Below are 21,736 nucleotides of genomic sequence, written 5' to 3' on the forward strand. Positions count from 1 at the left end.
TAAAATAAAGGGGGCGTGAATATGTCTGATACAAAAGAGATACTTAATATTGTTCTGAATGACGAAAAGCTTTTGAAAAGTCGTGCATTCCGTGACAGAGTATATTCTGACGAGCCTATAATACGCCCCGCTTCACAGTTTATAAAGCCTCAGACACCTCCACAGATAAAAGAAATGAAAGGCATCGCCTTTACTCCCGAAGCATACTGGAAAACATCTGCATGGCTGTTTTATACACAGGGGAAGTTTATGGAGAAATACGAAGATGATTTTCGGTATAACGAGGATTTTACAAAGTATTATCCTTGCTATCGTGATCTTTCCACCGAAGAGCTCAGAGGCTTTTTTTCATGGAGGACAAAAGTAAGAAACAGGAATATAGAGAAAGCTCCGCTTCCGTATGTCTTTATATATATGTATGAGCTTCTGAACTGCATAGGAGCGGATTCTCCTGCCGAATGTTTTGATATGCTGAATTATTTTTGCAAAGAATACGAAGAAATTGATAATACGATCACAAAATATACAGATACATGGCTCACTGATTTTATTGTATATTACGACCTTGACCCTTCTCTTGCAGATAATATAGACGATATAAAACACGATATTTATATTTTGACACTGCTTCATTGGGAGAAATATTCAGAAACTGAAATCTTAGATGCGATAGATGCTCTTTCGGCTTATCAGTTTAAAAAATCATTGTATTATATTAATGAGCCCGAAGACTTTTCGGAAGTTCTTGTTCGGTGTTTTATTGTTCTGTCAGAGTTTTTCAGGGATAAAAGAAAAAAATCACTTTGCGAAAAGCTCTTTGGCAACACCGTAGAGTGCGGGTATCATATGTTCTCATCGGCTATATTTTACGACAAGCAGTCATTGAGAAACTGTGAATATTCACTTAATGAAGTCCATTCCTTTTCATGCCGCAATGGTAAGTGGTTCTGCAAAAAGTATTACGGAAACCGCGGCAGAAACGGTCATCTCGGAGATATCGTAAAAGCTGTTGACAGCCTTATGCGCGAGTACAGCAATTTTAAGTATAAGATAAGCTTTGACGGTATTTCAAAAAATACCGAGAAAATATTAAGAACAGAAATTGAAAAATACTTTGATAAAAAAAGACGAAAAGAGTCTTTGAAGATCGAGATAGACATTTCAAAACTCAGCAGTATACGAATGTCAGCTGATAAAACAATGGAAAAGCTTATAATCGAGGAAGAAAATGACAATGATATCGAAGAAACAGAACCTCAGGAAATTGCAGACGAAATAATAAGCGATTCTGTTCTGGATAAAGACGAAATTGTATTTATGTGTTCATTGCTGTATGGCAGAGATCATAAAAAAGCCGCCGCTGACAGCGGAAAAATGATATCTATTCTTGCCGATTCCATAAATGAGAAGTTATTTGATAATTTTGGTGATACGGTAATTGATTTTTCGGAAGATGAACCGATAGTTATTGATGACTATACAGAAGAACTGAAAAATATGTTTCCTGAACCATAAAGGAGATCGAATATGAAAATACCCAAAAGAATTGCCTCTGCTGTGATAAATTCCCTTAAAGGCGGAGTTGTGCCGCGGACAGGGCTTCCATATATTACCGTAGGCCGTGAAGCTGAGATCGACGCCCTTCTTCATGATGTCGATATCATATCTGACGGAGGTGCGTCTTTTCGTTTTATTGTAGGAAAGTACGGAAGCGGAAAAAGCTTCCTTTTGCAGACAATACGAAGTCACGTTATGGACAGAAACTTTGTAGTGGTTGATGCCGATCTTTCTCCTGAACGCAGATTACAAGGAACAAAAGGTCAGGGACTTGCAACATACAAGGAACTTATAAGAAATATGTCCACAAAAACAAGACCTGACGGCGGAGCTCTTACGCTGATACTTGATCGCTGGATAAGCAGTGTGCAGTCACAGGTGATCTCAGAGAGTGATATATCTGCTGATTCACCTGAATTTGATAAAGCTGTAGAAAAGAAGATATACGAAGTAATAAACACACTCAGTGAGATGGTACATGGTTTTGACTTTTCAAAGCTTCTTTCCATATATTATCATGCGTCCAGAGAGGGAAATGATGAACAAAAAGCCAAAGTCGTAAAGTGGTTCAGAGGGGAATACGTAAATAAGACAGAGGCGAGATCTGAGCTTGGCATTAATATCATCATAACTGACGACGACTGGTACGAGTATATAAAATTGTTTGCAATGTTCCTTAAAATGGCAGGATATAACGGTCTCCTTGTCCTTGTTGACGAGCTGGTAAATATTTACAAGATACCGAACTCGATAACACGGCAGTATAATTACGAAAAGATTCTTACGATGTATAATGACACATTGCAGGGAAAAGCTAAGTATATCGGTATAATTATGGGAGGAACTCCTCAGTGTATCGAGGATACGCGGCGCGGAGTGTACAGCTACGAAGCATTGCGTTCAAGACTTGCTGACGGGCGTTTCGGACGGGAAGGCATAAAGGATATGCTTGCTCCTGTTATACATCTTACGCCTCTCACTTATGAAGAGATGCTTGTCCTGACCGAAAAACTGGCTGATATCCATGCTCAGCTCTTTGATTATCAGCAGAAAATAACACAGGAAGATATGATAAGCTTTATAAAGCTGGAATTCGGCAGGATTGGCTCTGACAGTCATATTACTCCAAGAGAGGTAATCCGTGATTTTATTGAGCTTCTGGATATAGTTTATCAAAATCCGAATATAAACATAAGCGAATTCATTTCATCTGACTCTATAAGCTTCTCAAAGCCGGCTATCAATGAAAATACAGCAGCTGATGATGAATTCGCAGAATTTGAGATATAAAAAAGATGAGTATTTTTGAACGCTACGCTCCTTTTATTCAGGACTATATATATAGGAACAACTGGGAATCTCTCAGAGCGATCCAGACTGCAGCTGCGGACGCTATATTCAATACAGATGAAAATGTACTTTTATCGGCTTCAACAGCATCAGGAAAGACTGAGGCGGCGTTTTTTCCTATACTTACTCTTTTTACGGAAGATATGCCCCAAACCGTAGGAGCAATATATATCGGTCCGTTGAAGGCACTTATAAACGACCAGTTCACGCGCCTTAATGAACTGTGTGATGAAGCAGATATACCTGTCTGGCACTGGCATGGCGATGTTGCGCAGTCACATAAGAATAAAATGCTGAAAAAGCCTTCAGGCATATTGCAGATAACTCCAGAGTCTCTTGAAGCTATGCTTCTTCGCAAACACGCAATGATACCTAAGCTGTTCGGAGATCTGCGTTTCATTGTCATAGACGAGATACATTCTCTTATGAGAGGTGATCGCGGCGGTCAGACCATATGCCTGATAGAACGACTTTGCAGAATGGCAGGAGCTGACCCAAGAAGAATAGGGCTTTCTGCAACAATAGGTGACCCCGAGGCGGCAGGAAGATTTCTCGCCTATGGTTCGGGAAGAGGTACAGTAATACCTAAAATAGAAGCAAAAGGCGTTAAATGGCGATTGTCTATGGAACATTTCTATATCAGTCAGCAGAATGTTCCTGAAGGGAAAGATGCTCCAAATGCTTTGCCTGTGCTTGATGAAAAAACAGATATAGCCCCCGAGAATGCAGATTCGGGAATGGGGTATATTTTTGAGCATACTCGCGGAAAGAAGTGCCTCGTATTTGTAAATTCCCGTGAAGAATGTGAAGCGGTTACTACAACTCTCCGTTCTTACTGTGAAGCAAAGCACGAGCCCGACCGTTTCCTTATACATCATGGAAATCTTTCGGCAGCTTATCGTGAAACTGCTGAACAAGCAATGAAAGATGAAGATGTATTCATGACTACCTGTACTACGGCTACACTTGAACTTGGAATAGACATCGGTAGGCTTGAACGTGCTTTTCAGATAGATGCACCTTTTACTGTTTCATCGTTCTTACAGCGTATGGGACGAACGGGCAGGCGAGATCTTCCTCCTGAAATGTGGTTCGTGATACGCGAGGAGCTTCCCGAGCCGCGGTCAATGCTTCCAGAAACTATTCCGTGGAAGCTTTTACAGGGGATAGCACTTATACAGGTATACCTGGAAGAAAAATGGGTAGAGCCGCCAAAGCTTGACCGACTGCCGTACAGTCTGCTCTATCATCAGACAATGAGTACCCTTGCCTCATGCGGTGAGCTTACTCCGTCTGCACTTGCTTCAAAGGTACTTTCACTGAGCTATTTCAACAGGATAAGCAAAGACGACTATAAAATACTCTTACGGCATCTTCTTGAAAAAGACCATATTCAACGCACAGATGAAGGCGGACTTATCATCGGGATAACAGGTGAAAGAGTAGTCAACAGCTTTAAATTTTACGCTGTATTTCAGGAAAATGAAGAATACACGGTTCGCTGGGGCTCACAGGAGCTGGGAACTATCGTTTCACCGCCTCCTGTAGGAGAAAAGGTTGCAATTGCAGGTCAAGTATGGATAGTTGAAGAGGTCGACCACAAAAGAAGGCTTGTTTACTGTGAGCAGATCAAAGGTAAAGTCCCTGCCTACTTTGGCGATTGTCCGGGAGATATCAATACAAAAATATTAGAGCGTATGAAACAGGTGCTTATAGAGGACAAGAGCTATCCTTATCTTATGAAAAATGCAGTCCTTAGGCTTGATCAGGCGCGGCAGACTGCCCGTAATTCAGGTGTTACAGAACGACCGCTCATATGTCTTGGCGGAAATATGTGGTGCCTTTTTCCGTGGGTAGGCACATATGCTTTTTTTGCAATGGAACGATTCCTTAAAATAAAATGTGCAGACAGGCTCGGATTACGCGGAATGGACTCTGCAAGACCTTATTATATCCAGTTTACCATGAAAGCGTCTTATGAAGAATTCTTCTCAATTATTGCGGAAGAAGCAGAAAAGGAATTTGATCCGCTTGATCTGGTATACAGCGGTGAAGTGCCTGTTTTCGAGAAATATGACGAATTCTTACCCGAAATACTTGTGAAAAAAGGCTTTTCTCACGGTATTCTTGGTATTAAAGAAATGAAAAATCGAATTAAAAGCTGGAAATATTTAGTTAATTAATCGCAATTTTTGTCTTGATTTTTCAGCAAAAAAGTGATATAATGATTTATAATGAATATAGAACAGGATAGGTAGGATGTCTTATGAAAATACAGCAGCTTGAATATGTAATTGCAGTAGCGAGAGAGGGAAGCATTACTAAAGCAGCAAAAAAATTATACCAGGCTCAGCCTAATATAAGTATAGCTCTTAAAGAGCTTGAAGCTTCTTTGGGAATACAGATCTTCAATCGCTCACCCAATGGAATGATACTCACTCCCGAAGGAGAAGAATTCCTTGCAAGAGCTCAGACAATTGTAGATGAAATGCAGAGTCTTGAACGTGACTACGCTCAGACTCCCGAGAATGAATTGAAGCTCAAAGTAGCAGCAGCTCGTTCTACTTACGCTACCTCGGCTATGGGGCACCTCATAAGTGAGTATTCCGAAAAAACAAACAAGCTTGAAGTACACGTTATGGAAACAAGTACAGCCAAGGTCATGGAAGATATATGCGCAGGTAAATTTGATATTGGTTTTATCCGTATTCCAAGCACATATGCAGATATGATCGAAAGCCGTCTCAAGGCAAGAAACCTTGTTGGAAGAACTATTATGGAGTTCCCGCTCCAGATAGTAATGAATATGAATCATCCTCTTGCTGAATATGATGATATTCCGTATGAAGAACTTAGTAAATATCCCGAGATCATTCACGGCGATGATGAGCCGGAAATGGTGAGAAGAGCTTCTATCAATCAGGATTATGATGACAAGCGTTCAACCAAGAGAATATTCATATACGACAGAGGAACACAGATCAGTATGCTCAAGACAGTAAAGAATGCTTATATGTGGGTTTCGCCTATGTCACAGAGCAGTCTCAGATACAATGATCTTGTAGTCAGAAAGTGTTCATATGAAAACAATCTTAACCGCGATATGATCATTTACCGTAAGGCAAGTGAAAACAGCACACTTATTACCGACTGTGTAAGAACTGTTTACGAATACGCAGATAAGATCGAAGGACTTGAAATATAATTATAACCCCGATCAGGCGGGTCACCGTCTTTGATCGGGGCTTTTTTTGAAAAAAAAAGAATGAGAGCCATTAGGGGGGAGGTTCTCATTCTTAATAAGGGGATATGAGATTGTCATTTATGAAAGAATGACTTTCCATAAATTATTATAGCATAGAGGGTCATATATTGCAAATATAAAATATTAATCCCTTTATATGCTATATATATTATTTATTATTTAAGTAAGCAATTTACGTTTTATTAATATTTGGGTCGTTTTTTGGAAATAAATTGATGTTTTAAAATGTGTAAAATAATAGTAGAATAAAAAAAGCTGCCGATTATTCGGCAGCTTTTCTGTTATTGAATTCTTCTGTGATCGTCATTGTCGTGAGCAGTATATCCTGTAACATCAATAATATCAGGATTACTTGCAGAGTTCCTCTGATTAATCACATATGCAACGTAATAATTGAATGCAGCGAACAGCAGCATAACGATTCCTATTATTATGCGAATTATATGCCCGCCCTTGAATGGATTGAATATGAGGAATATAGAACATATAAGCAGTAATATTCCGAATATAAGTTGCAGAAGTTTCAAGCCCTTTGTAAAATCCTTGCTTAGAGCTTTGATGATTTGTGTTATCGCAACGATAGCTATTACTATTCCTGCAATGAGTGATATTTGGACTTCAATGATCTTTGGCAGATACATTATAAACAATCCGATAAGAACACCTACGATGCCGCCGGGGAGGAGTGAGGTACCATCGCCGCTGCCAAGTCCGCCTAATACGGTAAAGGCGCTTCCGACTATTATAATTCCGCCGATGATGTATAATATCCACGACAGTACACCGGGGAAGAACGCAAACAATACACCGCAGACTGTAAGCATGATACCTTTAAAAATATAATTTGAGTTATCGATTTTCACAGTATCACTCCTTCTATCTTAGAACATTGATGAACATGAGCTTTAATTTCTGAATTATGTTTGATGTATTATATATTTTTGAAGCAATATCATCAACAGTTTTTCTGCACATTTTCAGTTCTTCTTCGCTTGGAACGCCTTGTCCGTAGCATGCTTTCAGTGCGATATCAGTTAGCTTTTCATAGCTTCCATCTTCAAAATAAATTCCTCCAAATATTCGCTCAATCTCTTCAGCGAAAGCCTTGTAGTTTCTGTTTTCGCTTTTATATTCCAATAAATCCAGAAGTTTTTCGGAATATGAATATATACTCTGTACTCTCGAAGAAGTTTTTCCTGAATTAAATCGCTTTTCACGATTTTTTATTATGATATACCTTCTTGCTAAGAATATCAGTGCTGTAATTATAAGGAAAAGTATAATTTTCAGAATATCCTTTACAGCTTCGAGAATATTTGATTTTCCGCTGCCTTTTCCTATTCCGATACCGCTTTTATCAGTAGTTGCTGTCTTTGTGGTCTGTGAAGCTGTAATAGTTGTATTGTTTTTGCGTGTTGTTGCAGATGCTGAGCTGATAGTGGTTTGAGTTTCTGTATTTTCCAGTGTAGTGGTTACATCAGTAGTGTCAGATGTAGGTTCAGCTGGTTTTGTTGGATCGGTATTTATTTCCTTTGATGAATATCCTGCTGTGAATTCATAAGGGATCCAGCCCAATCCGTCGATGTATACCTCAGCCCATGCATGGCTGCGGTTATCCTTTACGTCTACTGTTACGGAATTATCCGAATGCCATTTACCTGCGGCTATATCATCTTCGACAATTATGTATCCTGTTGCATAACGTGCGGGTATACCGGCCATTCTTGCAAGTACAACACCTGAAGTAGCAAAATAAGTACAGTATCCTTTTCGGTTCTCTAAAAGGAAGTAATTAACGAAATCACGGTTTGAAGGTGTTTTCCTTGGGTATAAAGAATACGTGCATTCAGACTGCATACGTTCCTTTATCTGTTTGAGAACTTCAAATCTGCCTTCAACTGTAGATGTATCACCATCAAGAATATCGGCATATGCGTCTTTTACCTCTTTCATGGCTTGTGTATTGGGAACATCGAGGTAGTTTTTATAAACGAAATCCTTATAGCTGTTTTGAAGGAGCTGAGCAAGGATTATATTGCCGTCTCCCGATATAACAGATTGGTTATACGGGATTGCAGAATCTATGGTAAATATATCATCATAGGTTATGAGGTTGTTATCTTCACAGTATTTCTCAACAGCATTTCTGTACTGAGTTTCGTTTATATCAGATATCTGGAACGATTCACGAAGATTATAATTCTTTTGTTTAGTATCATTTATTGCTTTGGCTATGGCTTCTGTATCAATATGGAAGAATTTATATGATGATTCGCCTTTTTTAGTATTCTTGGGAGAAACAGTAAGATCCTTATCATACGAAAGTCCGCCGAAGTTCTCCGTTCCATACGGAGCATAAACATTCTTTAACTTTTTGGAACTGTTTTTTATCCAGATGGTGTTGTCATTGTCGGGATAAAGAAGCTTTGCGAATATAGCCGGGAAATCCTGCGGATATATCTCATATTCCTTGAAATCATCAAATATCTTGTTTTTATATACAGAATCAGGAATATCATCCCATCTGTTGCCTTTATAGATCGAACCTGTGTAATTTTTCAGATATATAGCGCCGCTTACAGCTCGTTCCATAGTGACAGTCAGATCTGTAACGTTTTTATATCTTACGTGATCATTAGTGCCGAGTCTGTGATCTTCATATTCAAAATCAAAGCCAAAAGCACTTGTGAGATTTGAAAGGCTTTCTGCAAGGTTTTCAAATGTGAAATTCTCCATTGCTTCTGTTATGTCACGGCGTTTTTCGTTGAGCTTTTCACTTCTTTTATAGTGTGTGACTTTAAGGAAGCTGCAAGCAACAAATGTTACGAGCATAACGCTTGCAATAATAAATATACCGCATTTTTCCGTAACTTTAAGCTTCATATGCCGTTTGGGGAAGAAGAGATTATTCTTCCGCACAAACCCGCTCTTACCGCCTGAGTATTCGCCTACATCAATAGTTGACATCGCAAGCAGTGAAAGCCAGTATGCAATGCAAAGCATTCCCCATAAGATCGGGACTTCGATACCGTTATACATTCCGAGCTCAAGAAGAGGGAATGTTATCATAAGAGGAAGAACAGGATTCGGACGGCATATCGTAAAGAAATATAATACTATCGCAAGCAGCCATACATAAAATATAAACAGCGTTGTTACCGATTTGATCTCGGCAGATTTTATTACATCTTTGTAGTAATTTATTTGTGTATGGTATGAGGCTTTATAAATAACATTATATACAAATTTAAAACCATTTGATATGAGGGACAATTTTTATATGCGAAAGCTATAAAAACGACAGCAGAGCCGCCATATAACCAAAGTGCTTTTTTCCCTATAAGTGAAAGCACAAGATAGAACAGAGAAAAGCATATTGCAGCCATAGCCACTTTTCTGCTATTGTATCGGAAGGAAAACATACCGAAAAATGACATAAGAACAGAGACAAAACCGATAACGGCTATCAAGGCTGAAAATGGTTTCCTGTAATTGGCATTCTTGCGTTTTACGGACATTACTATGCTGTCACTTATAGAAATTCCGTTTATGTTTTGCGAATTCTTTCTTTTCATTATATATCTATGTCCTTTATAGAGGCAGATATTTTGCCGACAACAACAGGAATAACGTTAAGGGAAGAAAAACCGACAGACATATCGGATATTTCTTCTGCCGAGTCAACAACAATAACTGCGTTTTTGAAGTCTGCATCTACATTCTCGTCAATATCACCAAGTACGGATTGATCTGCAAATGAACTTATATAAGTAAATGACGCAAATGACAGAGAATCGTTTTCCACGAAATACTGTTCAGGAGAATGGCTGAACATATTATCATTTATTGATGATATTATATTTCGTATCACAGCGGTTAGGTCAGCTCCGTCCTTGATATCATATTCAGAGAAGCAATTTTGTGCAGCGTTATAGAAAGTAACAGAATGACATCTTTCATTATCAAGAAGGAACTGAGAAACAGAAAGGAATGTCTCAATAAGAGTATCAAATACAGGGAGCGTAAGGTCATTGTCTTTATAGCATTTCAGATCAAGGAACAATGAACACGGAACATCAATAGGAAGACTGTATTCCTTAACGATGAATTCGTTTTTCTTTGAACTGAGCTTCCAGTGTATTCGATTAAGTTTATCTCCCGGATTGTACTCTCTGAGATCGAATACCTCAGACGGGTCGTCGCCCGAACGGTATTCGGAAAAGATATCGCTTTCCTCATTTACGCGGTCGCTGTAGTGCACGATTCCGCTTACCTCATGTCCTTCAGGCATTATAACAACTTCGGTGCTTATATTTTTTCCTGTTTTGAATTTGAATATCCTTAGCGGATCATATATATTTAAATAGGAAGTCTTTATTTTAATGATTCCGCAGAATTTGGATCTTAGCTGAAAGGTGATCCTTTGAGAATTGCGCGGCTGTATCGGAAGATAAAGATCAAATGCAGAGGTCTGGTTACTGAATACATTATAATATATAATGTGTGCCTCTGCTTTACCGATAGGGAAGATACTATTGTTGTTAACTACAAGCTGAACGGAAAAATCTTTATTTTTTGGAGAGTTTTTTTCCTTTACCGCAAAATCGACCGATATATTTCTTTTTGTTATCCATGTAGTTACATACATAAGTATCGGCAAAATGATCATAACGATGAGCAGCACGAGCGCAAAGTCCCATATATATAATATATAGAAGGCGGCGCATACAAGTATCAGAACAATGAACAGTATTTTTGTAAGTAACATGATACCGCCCTTACTTTTCACTTATCCCGGGAACAGGCACTGTCCTGAGTATCTCTGTGATTATATCCGAAGGGGAAGTATCTGAAAGCTTTGCCTTAGAATTGAGCATTATACGGTGTTCAAATACATCATTGCATATATAGGAAATATCTTCGGGAATAACGTAATCTCGCCCCATTGCAACGGCGATACCCTTAGAAAGCTGCATCAGAGCAAGAGTTCCTCGAGGACTTACACCAAGCTTGAGCATAGGGTGATTACGTGTTGCTGCCGAAATAGATACGATATATTCGTATATTCTGTCGTCGATATATATATTTGATATATATTCCTGAAGCTCCTTGATAAATGATGCATCAGCAACAGGTTTAACGTTTTCAAGAGGATTTTCACTATGCTTAGCTTTAAGAATTGAAACTTCGCCCTCAAAATCAGGATAACCCATACTGAGCTTTATCATAAAGCGGTCAAGCTGTGAATCAGGAAGGTTATGCGTACCTGCTGAACCGATCGGATTCTGTGTAGCGATTACGGTGTAAGGCTCGGGAAGCTTGTATGTATTTCCGTCAACAGTAATGCTTTTTTCCTCCATAAGCTCAAGAAGAGCAGACTGAGTCTTGCTTGATGTACGGTTGATCTCATCAGCGAGGAAAAGATTACAAAAAGCTACGCCGGGACGGAATTCAAACTTTCCGTTTGATTTGTTATATACGGAAAAGCCGGTAACATCAGACGGAAGAACATCGGGCGTAAACTGCATACGATTATGCTCAAGAGAAAGAGCCTTAGAAAAGGCGAGGGCAAGAGTTGTTTTACCAACGCCCGGAATATCCTCTATAAGAATATGACCTTTACAAAGCATTGCAAGAAGGGCTTTGATTATGATCGCGTCCTTGCCGATAACGGCTTTTTTTACTTCCGCGATTACAGAATTGATTTGATTTGTATAATATGTATTGTTCATATTGTCTCTCCTGTGAAATTTGTTTATACTTATTTATTATATCATTATCAGCTGATTTTTGCAATAGCTATTTGTATATTTTTAAAAAAGGAAATGTAATTATTCAGTTACTATTCTGAATGTAAAAATCAGTCGAAAAATAAGCAATTTGACGTAAAATTGGGCATTGATTATACCATTTGTGATTATATAAGTGCCCTTAGCTGTTACTGTTTTGTAATAAAACACTGTTAAAAAACAGTTGTTATTAACTCTTTATTCATAATATATCCATAATATATCAAAATAATATGTGCATGATTACTCCGAGGAGTATTATTTTGTGGAAAAATTAAGCCAGAAAATGGAAATAATCCTGAAAGTATTGCTATTTCGGGGGAGATGTGTTATCATATCAACAGCCCGAAAAATTTGAAAATGCTTTTTTCAGGAAAGGATGAGTTGATGGGTAATCTTAAAACCGCGGCGTTAGCTTGCGGAGTAGCTGCATCAGTATTGGGCGGAGGAATAGGAGTTGCATATATAACTTCATCTACCGTTAGAAGTGCTGATATGTTAGTGAAGGAGGATATTGTTATTCCGATAAAGGAAAACACACTGAATTCAACATCTGCTACTATTGTAGATGACACAAAGGCAGCTACATACAACAGAACAACCACCAAGAAATCTTATACAGCCGAGAATACAACGGCTGCAAGCAAAAATTACGTTGCCGCAAAGGAAGGCACAACTTCTCAGCGTGCTACAGAAGCAGCTACAACAGCTGCTCGGATTTCAAGATCGGTGCCAGCACCGGTACATGCGCCGGCTGCATTCACAGAGCCTGTTACACAGGCAGCAACAACAGCTGCGATCGTTGCAAAAACGATTGAGCCTGCTGTAAAATCTACGTCATTGGTCACAAGACCTGTGACAACCACTACGAAAGCTACAACAACTACTACGACAACGACAACAGTTATCGAAGAGACTACTGTCGAGACAGAATCTGTTGAAACACCAACAGAAGCTTTTGAGCCGGCCACCACATACGCTGAGCCTGAGGCAGAACCGATAGTAACTGATATCGAGCCTGTAGTTGAAGAGAGCTCAATCGGAATCTCTGATTCGGATTACATACTTCTTTGTAATGCTGTTGCTCATGAGGCGGGCAGCAATGGAATCAGTGTATACGATAAGGCACTTGTAGTAGAGGTTATTATGAATAGAGTTAATTCGCCTCGCTACCCGAACACTATATATGATGTTCTTACACAGAGAAATCAGTTTTCGGGTGCTTATGGATATGTAGATCTGGGCACATATTCATCATTTGTCACACAGAGTGTTAAAGATGCTGTTACCTATTATTTTAACAATCAGGAATCCTTTACTCAGGGTTTTGTAAGTTTCCATGGTGACGGCGTAAGAAATTATTTTAGCTAAGATATTAAACAGTCGACATACAGTCGGCTGTTTTTATTTTATGTTCGTATACATTTCTTGTTGCGATTTATTTTTATGTGTGGTATAATTGTTTTACCAAACAAAAAGGAGTTTGTCATGGAAATCAACGTAAGAAAAATTTCTGATCTTGCAGCTCTTGAAATTGATGAAGACCAATTTCAAAGCTTTGAAGCTCAGTTTATGGATATTGTAAATATGGTCTCGGAGCTTCCTGAGTGCAGTGATGGCGATATACTTCCCGAGCCGATGAAGCTCAGAGATGATACGCCTGAAGACGGCGGAGTAAACCAAACTGAGCTTATGAGTAATGCTCATGAAGTTGTCGGCAACTGTTTTACTGCTCCGCAAACGGTTGAATGCTGATGAAGCTCTGTGATCATACCGCACTGGAACTTGCTGAAATGCTCCGAAAAAGGCAATGCAGTGCAAAAGAGATATACCTTGATACTTTGCAGAGAGCAAAGGAGAAACAAGATTCGATAAATGCTTACATAACCTTTAATGATGAAGCTGAGAAAGCAGCTGAGGCTGTTGATAATATGCTGGCTGATGGGAAAGAGTTGACGCTTATTGCAGGTATTCCGATAGCTGTAAAGGATAATATCTCCACAAAGGGATTAAGAACGACCTGTGCCTCAAAAATGCTTTCTGACTATATTTCTCCATATGATGCATTTGCCGTCGAAAGGTTAAAGAGTGCGGGAGCCGTTATTATAGGCAAGAGCAACATGGACGAATTTGCTATGGGTTCAGCATCTGATACAGGTTATTACGGAGCTGTCAGAAACCCTGTGAACACAAGCTATTCAGCAGGCGGTTCGTCAGGCGGTTCTGCTGCGTCGATTTCATACGGCGGCGCTTTGCTTGCACTTGGGTCTGATACAGGAGGTTCTGTGCGTCAGCCTGCTTCATTATGCGGAGTTGTAGGATTTTGTCCGTCATACGGTGCTGTATCCAGATATGGACTAATTGCATTTGCTTCGTCACTTGACAGGATCGGTGCAATTGGCAGAACAGTAAGCGACACATTTATACTCCACAATATAATAAACGTTGCAGATCCTAAAGATGTAACAATGTCTGATATATTTTGTTCTTTTAACTTAAAAGGTGAACTAAAAGGTGTAAAGGTAGGCGTGGTTAAGGAACTATTTGACTGTTTTATGGACGATGATGTCAGGTCATCTGTTATGGCAGCTATAAAGCTTATGGAGAAAAACGGAGCTGTAATAAAGGAAATATCTATCCCAAGTATTAGGTCAGCTGTTAACGCTTATTATATTATATCATCTGCCGAAGCATCATCAAATCTTGCAAGATACGACGGTATAAGATATGGATATCGCTCCGATGGGAGCGGAAGTCTTGCGGAAATGTACCGAAAAAGCAGAAGTGAGGGCTTTGGTACAGAAGTAAAAAGACGTATCATGCTTGGCACTTTTGTGCTCAGCGAGGGCTTCTGTGATGATTATTACAAACGCGCAGCTGCTTTGCGAAGAAGATTATGTGCTGAATTCAATGAAGCTTTTGAGCAGTGTGATATAATTGCCGCACCTGTATATCCTCAAGCAGGAATTAAACTTGGTGAGAGCAAAGATCCTATAGATGTGTACTCAGCAGATGTCTTTACAGTGCCGTCAAGCATGGCAGGACTTCCGTCTATAAGTATTCCGTGCGGTAAAAATAAAGAAGGCTTGCCTGTAGGTTTGCAGCTTATCGGCAACAGATTTTGTGATAATATGGTATTTGACGCGGCGTACGGATATGAACTTGTCGGAGGTGGAATTAATGACTGAACTTGAGAGTGTTATAGGTCTTGAGATCCACGCCGAGTTGAAAACAAATACAAAGATCTTTTGCGGCTGTAAAAATACATTCGGTGAAGCTCCTAATTCTCAGATATGCCCTGTATGTATGGGACTTCCGGGAACTCTTCCGCGTCTTAACAGTAAGGTATGTGATTTTGCGGTCAAAATGGGACACGCGCTGAATTGCAGGATAAACAAAGTAAGCCGAATGGACAGAAAGAACTATTTTTATCCCGATCTTCCCAAAGCATATCAAATATCTCAGTCGGATATACCAATATGCGGAAAAGGTTCACTTGATATACTTGTTGGCGAAAAAATCAGGACGATAGGTATTACACGGATACATATTGAGGAAGATGCAGGAAAGCTTATCCATGACGCTGATTACAGAGGTACTCTCTGCGACCTTAATCGCTGTGGAGTACCTCTTATAGAAATTGTTACCGAGCCTGACTTGAGAAGCACTGAGGAAGTTCGTGTATTTCTTGAAAACATAAGGAGCATACTTCGTTATATTGGAATTTCCGACTGTAAAATGCAGGAGGGCAGTATCAGATGTGATGTGAATGTTTCAATGCATGAAAAAGAAACTCCTCTTGGTATACGCTGTGAGCTGAAAAATGTCAACAGCTTCAGTGCGGCAGTCAGAGGCATTGAGTATGAGATAAAGCGGCAAACAGCAATTATAGAGAATAATGGTCATATTGAACGTGAAACAAGACGCTGGGATGACAAAAAAGGAATAAGTATCCTTATGCGTAATAAGGAAAATGCTCAGGATTACAGATTTTTTCCTGAGCCTGATCTTGGAACTGTTATTCTCAGTGATGAAAGGATTGATTCGCTTAAAGCAGAGATACCTGAATTGCCAAATCAGAAGATAATTCGCTATGTATCCGAATATGGACTGAACTGCTCAGAAGCTTTTCTGATAGCCGACGCTCCCGATAAAGCCGAACTGTTTGAGCAGTGTATAGTCAAGAGCGAGTGTTTGCCGAGATCAGCTGCTAATCGTATTGTGGGGGAGATAACGAAGTATCTGAATGATACGGGAAAAAGCGTATGGGAAACAAAGCTTACAGCAGATGAACTTTCAAAGCTTTGTGCTGCTGCTGAAAAAGGTATTGTATCAAGTTCGGGTGCAAAGACTGTACTTGCCGAGCTTATAGAAAATGGTGGTAAAGTCGAAGAAATTATTGAAAGGCTCGGTCTTGCACAGAATTCAGATTATGAATACTTGTGCAAGCTTGCAGACGATGTTATTGCAAATAATCAGAGATCGGCAGAGGACTTTAAAAACGGCAAAACAAATGCACTCAGTCATCTTATCGGTCAAGCAATGAAGCTGTCCAAAGGAAAAGCTGATCCGCAGAAAGTCAAAGAAATAATACTAAATAAATTAAAAACGGAGGAATAAAAATGAAGTTTATATGCTATCCTAAATGTACGACCTGCCAGAAGGCTAAGAATTGGCTTGAAGAAAATGGAGTATCTTATGAATTCAGAGATATCAAGGAAGAAAATCCAAGCTATGATGAATTAAAAAAATGGTATAAGCTCAGTGGCTTGCCGCTGAAGAAGTTTTTCAATACAAGCGGTATGCTTTATAAATCAATGGAACTCAAAAACAAACTGCCTGATATGAGTGAAGAAGAGCAGTTAAAGCTTCTTGCAACAGACGGAATGCTCGTTAAAAGACCTTTGCTTGTATGTGATGATACTGTACTCGTTGGATTTAAAGAAAAAGAGTACGAAGAATACTTTAAATAAGCATGAGCGGACATTAGTCCGCTTTTGTTAACCATAGCTAATTGACAGTTGTCAAGGATTTTGGTATAATTGATTATAAAGAAACGAAGGTGTAGTTATGAAACAATATAATGTAACAGGCATGAGCTGTGTAGCTTGCAGCGCAAGAGTAGAAAAAGCAGTTTCCTCCGTTGATGGCGTTTCTTCGTGTTCGGTCAGTCTTCTGACAAATTCTATGGGAGTTGAGGGAACAGCGTCTGATTCAGCTATAATAGAAGCAGTTAAGAACGCAGGTTATGGTGCGTCACTCAAAGGCACAAAGACAGCGGCTTCAGCACCTGATGATGAGTTAAAAGATACCGAAACACCTGCTATGAAGCGCAGGCTGATAGCTTCTCTCGGATTTCTGATAGTACTGATGTATATTTCTATGGGGCACATGATGTTTGGATTTCCTCTCCCTGCATTTATGGAAGGAAATCACATAATGATGGGAATAGCCCAGCTTCTGCTTGCTGCAATTGTAATGGTCATAAATCAGAAATTCTTTATCAACGGATTTATGGGAATTATACATCGTTCTCCGAATATGGATACTCTCGTTGCGCTTGGTTCAGGAGCATCTTTTATATATAGTACATGTGTTTTGTTTGCCATGACTGATGCGCAGTTAAAAGGATATAATGAAGCTGTGATGGGGTATATGCATAATCTGTACTTTGAGTCCGCAGCTATGATATTGACTCTTATAACCGTTGGAAAGATGCTTGAAGCGCGGTCGAAGGGCAAAACCACAAACGCTCTGAAAAGCCTTATGAAGCTTTCCCCGAAAACAGCTGTTGTTTTTATAAACGGTGAGGAAGTCGAAGTGCTTGTTGAACAGGTGAAGAAAGGCGATATTTTTGCTGTACGTCCCGGTGAAAGTATTCCTGTTGACGGCGTTGTTCTTGAAGGAGAGAGTGCAATAAATGAAGCTGCTCTGACAGGTGAAAGTATTCCTGTTGATAAGATAAAGGGGGACAGCGTATCAGCAGGCACTATCAACCAATCAGGGTATCTTAAATGTGAGGCTACAAGAGTAGGCGAAGACACGACATTATCTCAAATAATAAAAATGGTCAGCGATGCAGCAGCGACTAAAGCGCCTATTGCTAAAATAGCCGATAAGGTCTCAGGCGTATTTGTTCCTGTAGTTATCGGTATTGCTCTCGTTACACTCGCTGTATGGCTGTTATTGGGACATAATATCGGATATTCATTATCGAGAGCTATATCTGTACTGGTGATCAGCTGCCCTTGTGCACTTGGGCTTGCTACACCTGTGGCAATTATGGTAGGAAGCGGTGTCGGAGCAAAAAACGGATTGCTTTTTAAAACATCAATTTCACTTGAGAAAACAGGAAAAACTCAGATAGTCGCGCTTGATAAGACAGGTACTATCACAAAGGGGGAACCTCAGGTGACTGATATAATTACAGCTGAAGGATTTACGGAGCGTGAACTGCTTGGTATTGCTTATTCACTGGAAAGAAAAAGTGAGCACCCTCTTGCAAAGGCTGTAATAAAATTCGGAGATGAAAAGCAGATAAATGGTGATGAATTAGTAGAATTCAAAGCACTTGCAGGCAATGGACTAACCGGAAAGCTTGGGGATACTACCCTCAGAGGAGGTAATTTTGAATATATAAGTTCATCAAGCTATATTGATGAAAAAACTCAAACAGCCGCACAGGAGCTTTCTGAACAAGGTAAAACACCGCTGTTCTTTTCAAAAGATGATAAATTTGCAGGTATTATAGCTGTGGCAGATGTAATAAAGGCGGAAAGTCCTGAAGCTATACGTGAATTGCAGAATATGGGGATCCGTGTTGTTATGTTGACGGGGGATAATGAGCGCACAGCAAACGCAATTGGTAAACAGGCGGGTGTCGATGAAGTCATCGCAGGAGTGCTTCCTGACGGAAAAGAAAATGTTATACGAAAACTGAAGAAAAAAGGAAAAGTTGCAATGGTAGGCGACGGTATCAATGATGCCCCTGCTCTTACAGCTGCCGATATGGGAATTGCTATCGGAGCAGGCGCAGATGTGGCAATTGATGCTGCTGATGTAGTTCTCATGAAAAGCAAGCTTAGTGACGTTCCTGCTGCTGTACGACTTAGCCGAGCTACTTTAAGAAATATCCATCAGAATCTTTTCTGGGCTTTTATCTATAACATCATAGGTATTCCGCTTGCAGCAGGTGTTTATTATAAACTTTTCGGCTGGCAGATGAATCCAATGTTCGGAGCAGCGGCAATGAGCCTTTCAAGCTTTTTTGTTGTTACAAATGCATTAAGGCTTAACTTTTTCAAACTATATGACAGCAGTCACGATAAAAAGCGACAAATTGTTATTATGGAAGATACAGCCAATGAAAAAAATATAGTAACTATAAAGGTCAAGGGGATGATGTGCGGACATTGTGAGGCAAGAGTAAAAAAAGCACTTGAAGAGCTTACGTTCATTGATGAAGCAGTTACAAGTCACGAACAGGGGAAGGCTGTACTGTCAATTTCAGGAGAAATGGACGAAAAAGCAGTAAAAAAAGCAATTACTGATGCCGGATATAAGTATCAGGGCATAAAATAGTAAAATAAAGTTGAAAAAGCAGTCTTTATGGCTGCTTTTTTAATATATAGGTAAAATGTTACTGCGGACTTGCAAAAAAAAAATAAATGTGATATAATATTTAAGTATGTATAAAAACATAACCGAAAGGCAGAGGATTATGGCTAAGAAACAAGATTACGGCAACGACAGTATATCAATGCTCAAGGGCGCGGACAGAGTCCGTAAGCGTCCTGCTGTTATATTCGGCTCTGACGGATTGGACGGCTGTGAGCACTCGATCTTTGAAGTCATCTCAAACTCTATAGATGAAGCACGTGAGGGTTACGGTAATAAAATAATAATCACTCATTACAGGAATAATGATATAGAAGTTGAGGATTTCGGCAGAGGCTGTCCCGTTGATTATAATAATAACGAAAAGCGTTATAACTGGGAGCTTGTTTACTGTGAGCTCTATGCGGGCGGTAAGTATGATTCTGCTGCTGAATCTTATGAATATTCACTTGGTCTTAACGGACTTGGTCTGTGTTCTACGCAATATTCATCTGAATTTATGGACGTTGAGGTAATCCGTGACGGTTTCAAATATGATCTGCACTTTGAAAAAGGCAATAACGTGGGCGGCCTGAAAAAAGAACCATGCAAAAAAAAGCAGACAGGTACTAAGACACGCTGGCGTCCTGACCTTGAGGTTTTTACTGATATAAACGTTTCTGACGAGTTCTTCTGCGATATCCTTAAACGTCAGGCTATTGTAAATCCTAATATTCTCTTTGTTTTTCGCAGTGAAAATGAAGTAGGCGGCTTTAATGAGCAGGAATTTTTCTACGAATCAGGTATAACCGAGTATGTTCAGGAAATAGCAGGTGAGGGAGCACTTTCCTCTATACAGCACTGGACTGCCGAGAAAAAGGGAAGAGACCGTGATGACAAGCCAGAATATAAGGTAAAGCTTGATGTTGCGCTTACTTTTTCAAACAAGGCTAAACTGACAGAGTATTATCATAACTCCAGTTTCCTTGAGCACGGCGGCTCGCCTGCCGAGGCTGTAAAGCGTGCATTTCAGGCTCAGATAGACAGCTATATCAAGTCAGTGAACGGCTACCAGAAGAACGAGAGCAAGATAACCTACGCTGATGTTGAGGAATGTCTGATACTTGTTTCTTCATCATTCTCTACTCAGACTTCTTACGCTAATCAGACCAAAAAGGCGATCACAAATAAATTTATTCGTGAAGCAATGACTGAATTTCTTCGTCATCAGCTGGAAGTTTACTTTATCGAGAATCCTGATGAAGCACAGAAAATAGCAGAACAGATACTCATAAACAAACGAAGCCGCGAGAATGCTGAAAAGGTTCGGCTTAACGTAAAGAAGAAGCTTACAGGAACTATAGATCTTGCGAATATGGTGGAGAAGTTTGTTGACTGTCGTACAAAGGATGTTTCACGCCGCGAGATATACATCGTGGAGGGCGATTCGGCTCTCGGTTCCGTAAAGCTTGCGAGAAATGCAGAATTTCAGGCTATAATCCCTGTCCGCGGTAAGATACTCAACTGTCTGAAAGCTGAATATTCCAAGATTTTCAAGAGTGAGATAATCACAGACCTTATTAAAGTGCTTGGTTGCGGAGTTGAGGTCACTACAAAGGCTAATAAAGAGCTTTCCAACTTTGATATAAACAACTTCCGCTGGAGCAAGATCGTTATATGTACCGATGCGGACGTTGACGGCTTTCAGATAAGAACACTTATCCTTACTATGCTTTACAGACTGACTCCTACACTTATTGAGCAGGGGTACGTATATATCGCTGAGTCTCCTCTCTTTGAGATAAATACAAAGGAAAAGACATATTTTGCCTATACAGAGCAGGAAAAGCAGCGAATACTGGAAATGATTGGTGATAAAAAGCATACGATACAGCGCTCGAAAGGTCTCGGTGAAAACGAGCCTGATATGATGAGCCTTACTACAATGAATCCTGATACACGTCGACTTATCAAGGTCACAGCAGATGATATAACAGAATCAGCTGAGGTATTCGAGATGCTTCTCGGTGACGATCTTCAGGGACGTAAGGACTATATCTCAGAATATGGCGCTGATTATCTTGAACTTGCTGATATAAGCTGATAGCTTGGCGATTGATATGAAGAAAGTTAAAATGACAAAGTGCCGTTTCTGAGGCGGTACTGAATTCATTACAGG

The 21,736-nt window shown here is 39.7% G+C and carries 15 protein-coding genes; 11 read left to right on the forward strand and 4 right to left on the reverse strand.

The features are described 5' to 3' along the window. Window positions 1-21: 21 nt before the first annotated feature. The 4 genes from L870_RS0101215 to L870_RS0101230 all read left to right on the forward strand — a co-directional run bounded on the left by L870_RS0101215 (window position 22) and on the right by L870_RS0101230 (window position 6,112). Entirely contained in the window at window positions 22-1,515 is a 1,494-nt protein-coding gene (locus tag L870_RS0101215; RefSeq protein WP_028516558.1) for a TerB N-terminal domain-containing protein, read from the forward strand. 12 nt (window positions 1,516-1,527) lie between these two features. Beyond that, the gene (locus L870_RS0101220) at window positions 1,528-2,847 is read left to right on the forward strand and encodes an ATP-binding protein (RefSeq protein WP_028516559.1); all 1,320 of its coding nucleotides are present in this window, start codon (window positions 1,528-1,530) and stop codon (window positions 2,845-2,847) included. A 5-nt stretch (window positions 2,848-2,852) separates the two neighbouring features. Then, window positions 2,853-5,090, forward strand: coding sequence for a DEAD/DEAH box helicase (locus tag L870_RS0101225; RefSeq protein ID WP_028516560.1), 2,238 nt, complete (start codon window positions 2,853-2,855; stop codon window positions 5,088-5,090). 83 nt (window positions 5,091-5,173) lie between these two features. Then, on the forward strand, window positions 5,174-6,112 hold the full coding sequence (locus L870_RS0101230; RefSeq protein ID WP_028516561.1) for a LysR family transcriptional regulator: 939 nt from the start codon (window positions 5,174-5,176) through the stop codon (window positions 6,110-6,112). Window positions 6,113-6,453: 341 nt separating this feature from the next. Here L870_RS0101230 and L870_RS0101235 read toward each other — a convergent pair whose 3' ends face one another. The 4 genes from L870_RS0101235 to L870_RS0101250 all read right to left on the reverse strand — a co-directional run bounded on the left by L870_RS0101235 (window position 6,454) and on the right by L870_RS0101250 (window position 11,904). Continuing rightward, complete coding sequence (locus L870_RS0101235; RefSeq protein ID WP_028516562.1) at window positions 6,454-7,035, reverse strand: DUF308 domain-containing protein; 582 nt, start codon at window positions 7,033-7,035, stop codon at window positions 6,454-6,456. Between the two features lie 13 nt (window positions 7,036-7,048). After that, window positions 7,049-9,445, reverse strand: coding sequence for a transglutaminase-like domain-containing protein (locus tag L870_RS0101240; RefSeq protein ID WP_028516563.1), 2,397 nt, complete (start codon window positions 9,443-9,445; stop codon window positions 7,049-7,051). Window positions 9,446-9,746: 301 nt separating this feature from the next. After that, a complete protein-coding gene (locus L870_RS0101245) occupies window positions 9,747-10,940 on the reverse strand; it encodes a DUF58 domain-containing protein (RefSeq protein ID WP_028516564.1) in 1,194 nt (397 codons plus the stop codon). A 10-nt stretch (window positions 10,941-10,950) separates the two neighbouring features. Then, window positions 10,951-11,904: an AAA family ATPase gene (locus L870_RS0101250; RefSeq protein WP_028516565.1), complete on the reverse strand. Its 954-nt coding sequence runs from the start codon at window positions 11,902-11,904 to the stop codon at window positions 10,951-10,953. Window positions 11,905-12,348: 444 nt separating this feature from the next. Between L870_RS0101250 and L870_RS0101255 the strand changes: the two genes are divergently transcribed. The 7 genes from L870_RS0101255 (at window position 12,349) to L870_RS0101285 (ending at window position 21,661) form a co-directional block, all read left to right on the forward strand. Further along, complete coding sequence (locus L870_RS0101255) at window positions 12,349-13,332, forward strand: cell wall hydrolase (RefSeq protein WP_028516566.1); 984 nt, start codon at window positions 12,349-12,351, stop codon at window positions 13,330-13,332. Between the two features lie 117 nt (window positions 13,333-13,449). After that, window positions 13,450-13,716: an aspartyl/glutamyl-tRNA amidotransferase subunit C gene (locus tag L870_RS0101260; protein ID WP_028516567.1), complete on the forward strand. Its 267-nt coding sequence runs from the start codon at window positions 13,450-13,452 to the stop codon at window positions 13,714-13,716. Continuing rightward, window positions 13,716-15,149: an Asp-tRNA(Asn)/Glu-tRNA(Gln) amidotransferase subunit GatA gene (gatA, locus tag L870_RS0101265; protein ID WP_028516568.1), complete on the forward strand. Its 1,434-nt coding sequence runs from the start codon at window positions 13,716-13,718 to the stop codon at window positions 15,147-15,149. The genes L870_RS0101260 and gatA overlap by 1 nt, the downstream gene beginning before the upstream one ends. After that, the gene (gene gatB / locus L870_RS0101270; protein ID WP_028516569.1) at window positions 15,142-16,581 is read left to right on the forward strand and encodes an Asp-tRNA(Asn)/Glu-tRNA(Gln) amidotransferase subunit GatB; all 1,440 of its coding nucleotides are present in this window, start codon (window positions 15,142-15,144) and stop codon (window positions 16,579-16,581) included. Before gatA ends, gatB begins: the two co-directional genes overlap by 8 nt. A gap of 2 nt (window positions 16,582-16,583) precedes the next feature. Continuing rightward, window positions 16,584-16,934 carry an arsenate reductase family protein gene (locus L870_RS0101275; RefSeq protein WP_028516570.1) on the forward strand — a complete coding sequence of 117 codons (351 nt, stop codon included), beginning with the start codon at window positions 16,584-16,586 and terminating at the stop codon, window positions 16,932-16,934. A gap of 97 nt (window positions 16,935-17,031) precedes the next feature. After that, window positions 17,032-19,542, forward strand: a complete 2,511-nt coding sequence (locus tag L870_RS0101280) for a heavy metal translocating P-type ATPase (protein WP_028516571.1) — start codon at window positions 17,032-17,034, stop codon at window positions 19,540-19,542. Window positions 19,543-19,681: 139 nt separating this feature from the next. Beyond that, window positions 19,682-21,661, forward strand: coding sequence for a toprim domain-containing protein (locus L870_RS0101285; RefSeq protein ID WP_028516572.1), 1,980 nt, complete (start codon window positions 19,682-19,684; stop codon window positions 21,659-21,661). Window positions 21,662-21,736 lie beyond the last annotated feature (75 nt).

Source organism: Ruminococcus flavefaciens ATCC 19208, assembly GCF_000518765.1.
Taxonomy (GTDB): Bacteria; Bacillota; Clostridia; order Oscillospirales; family Ruminococcaceae; genus Ruminococcus; species Ruminococcus flavefaciens.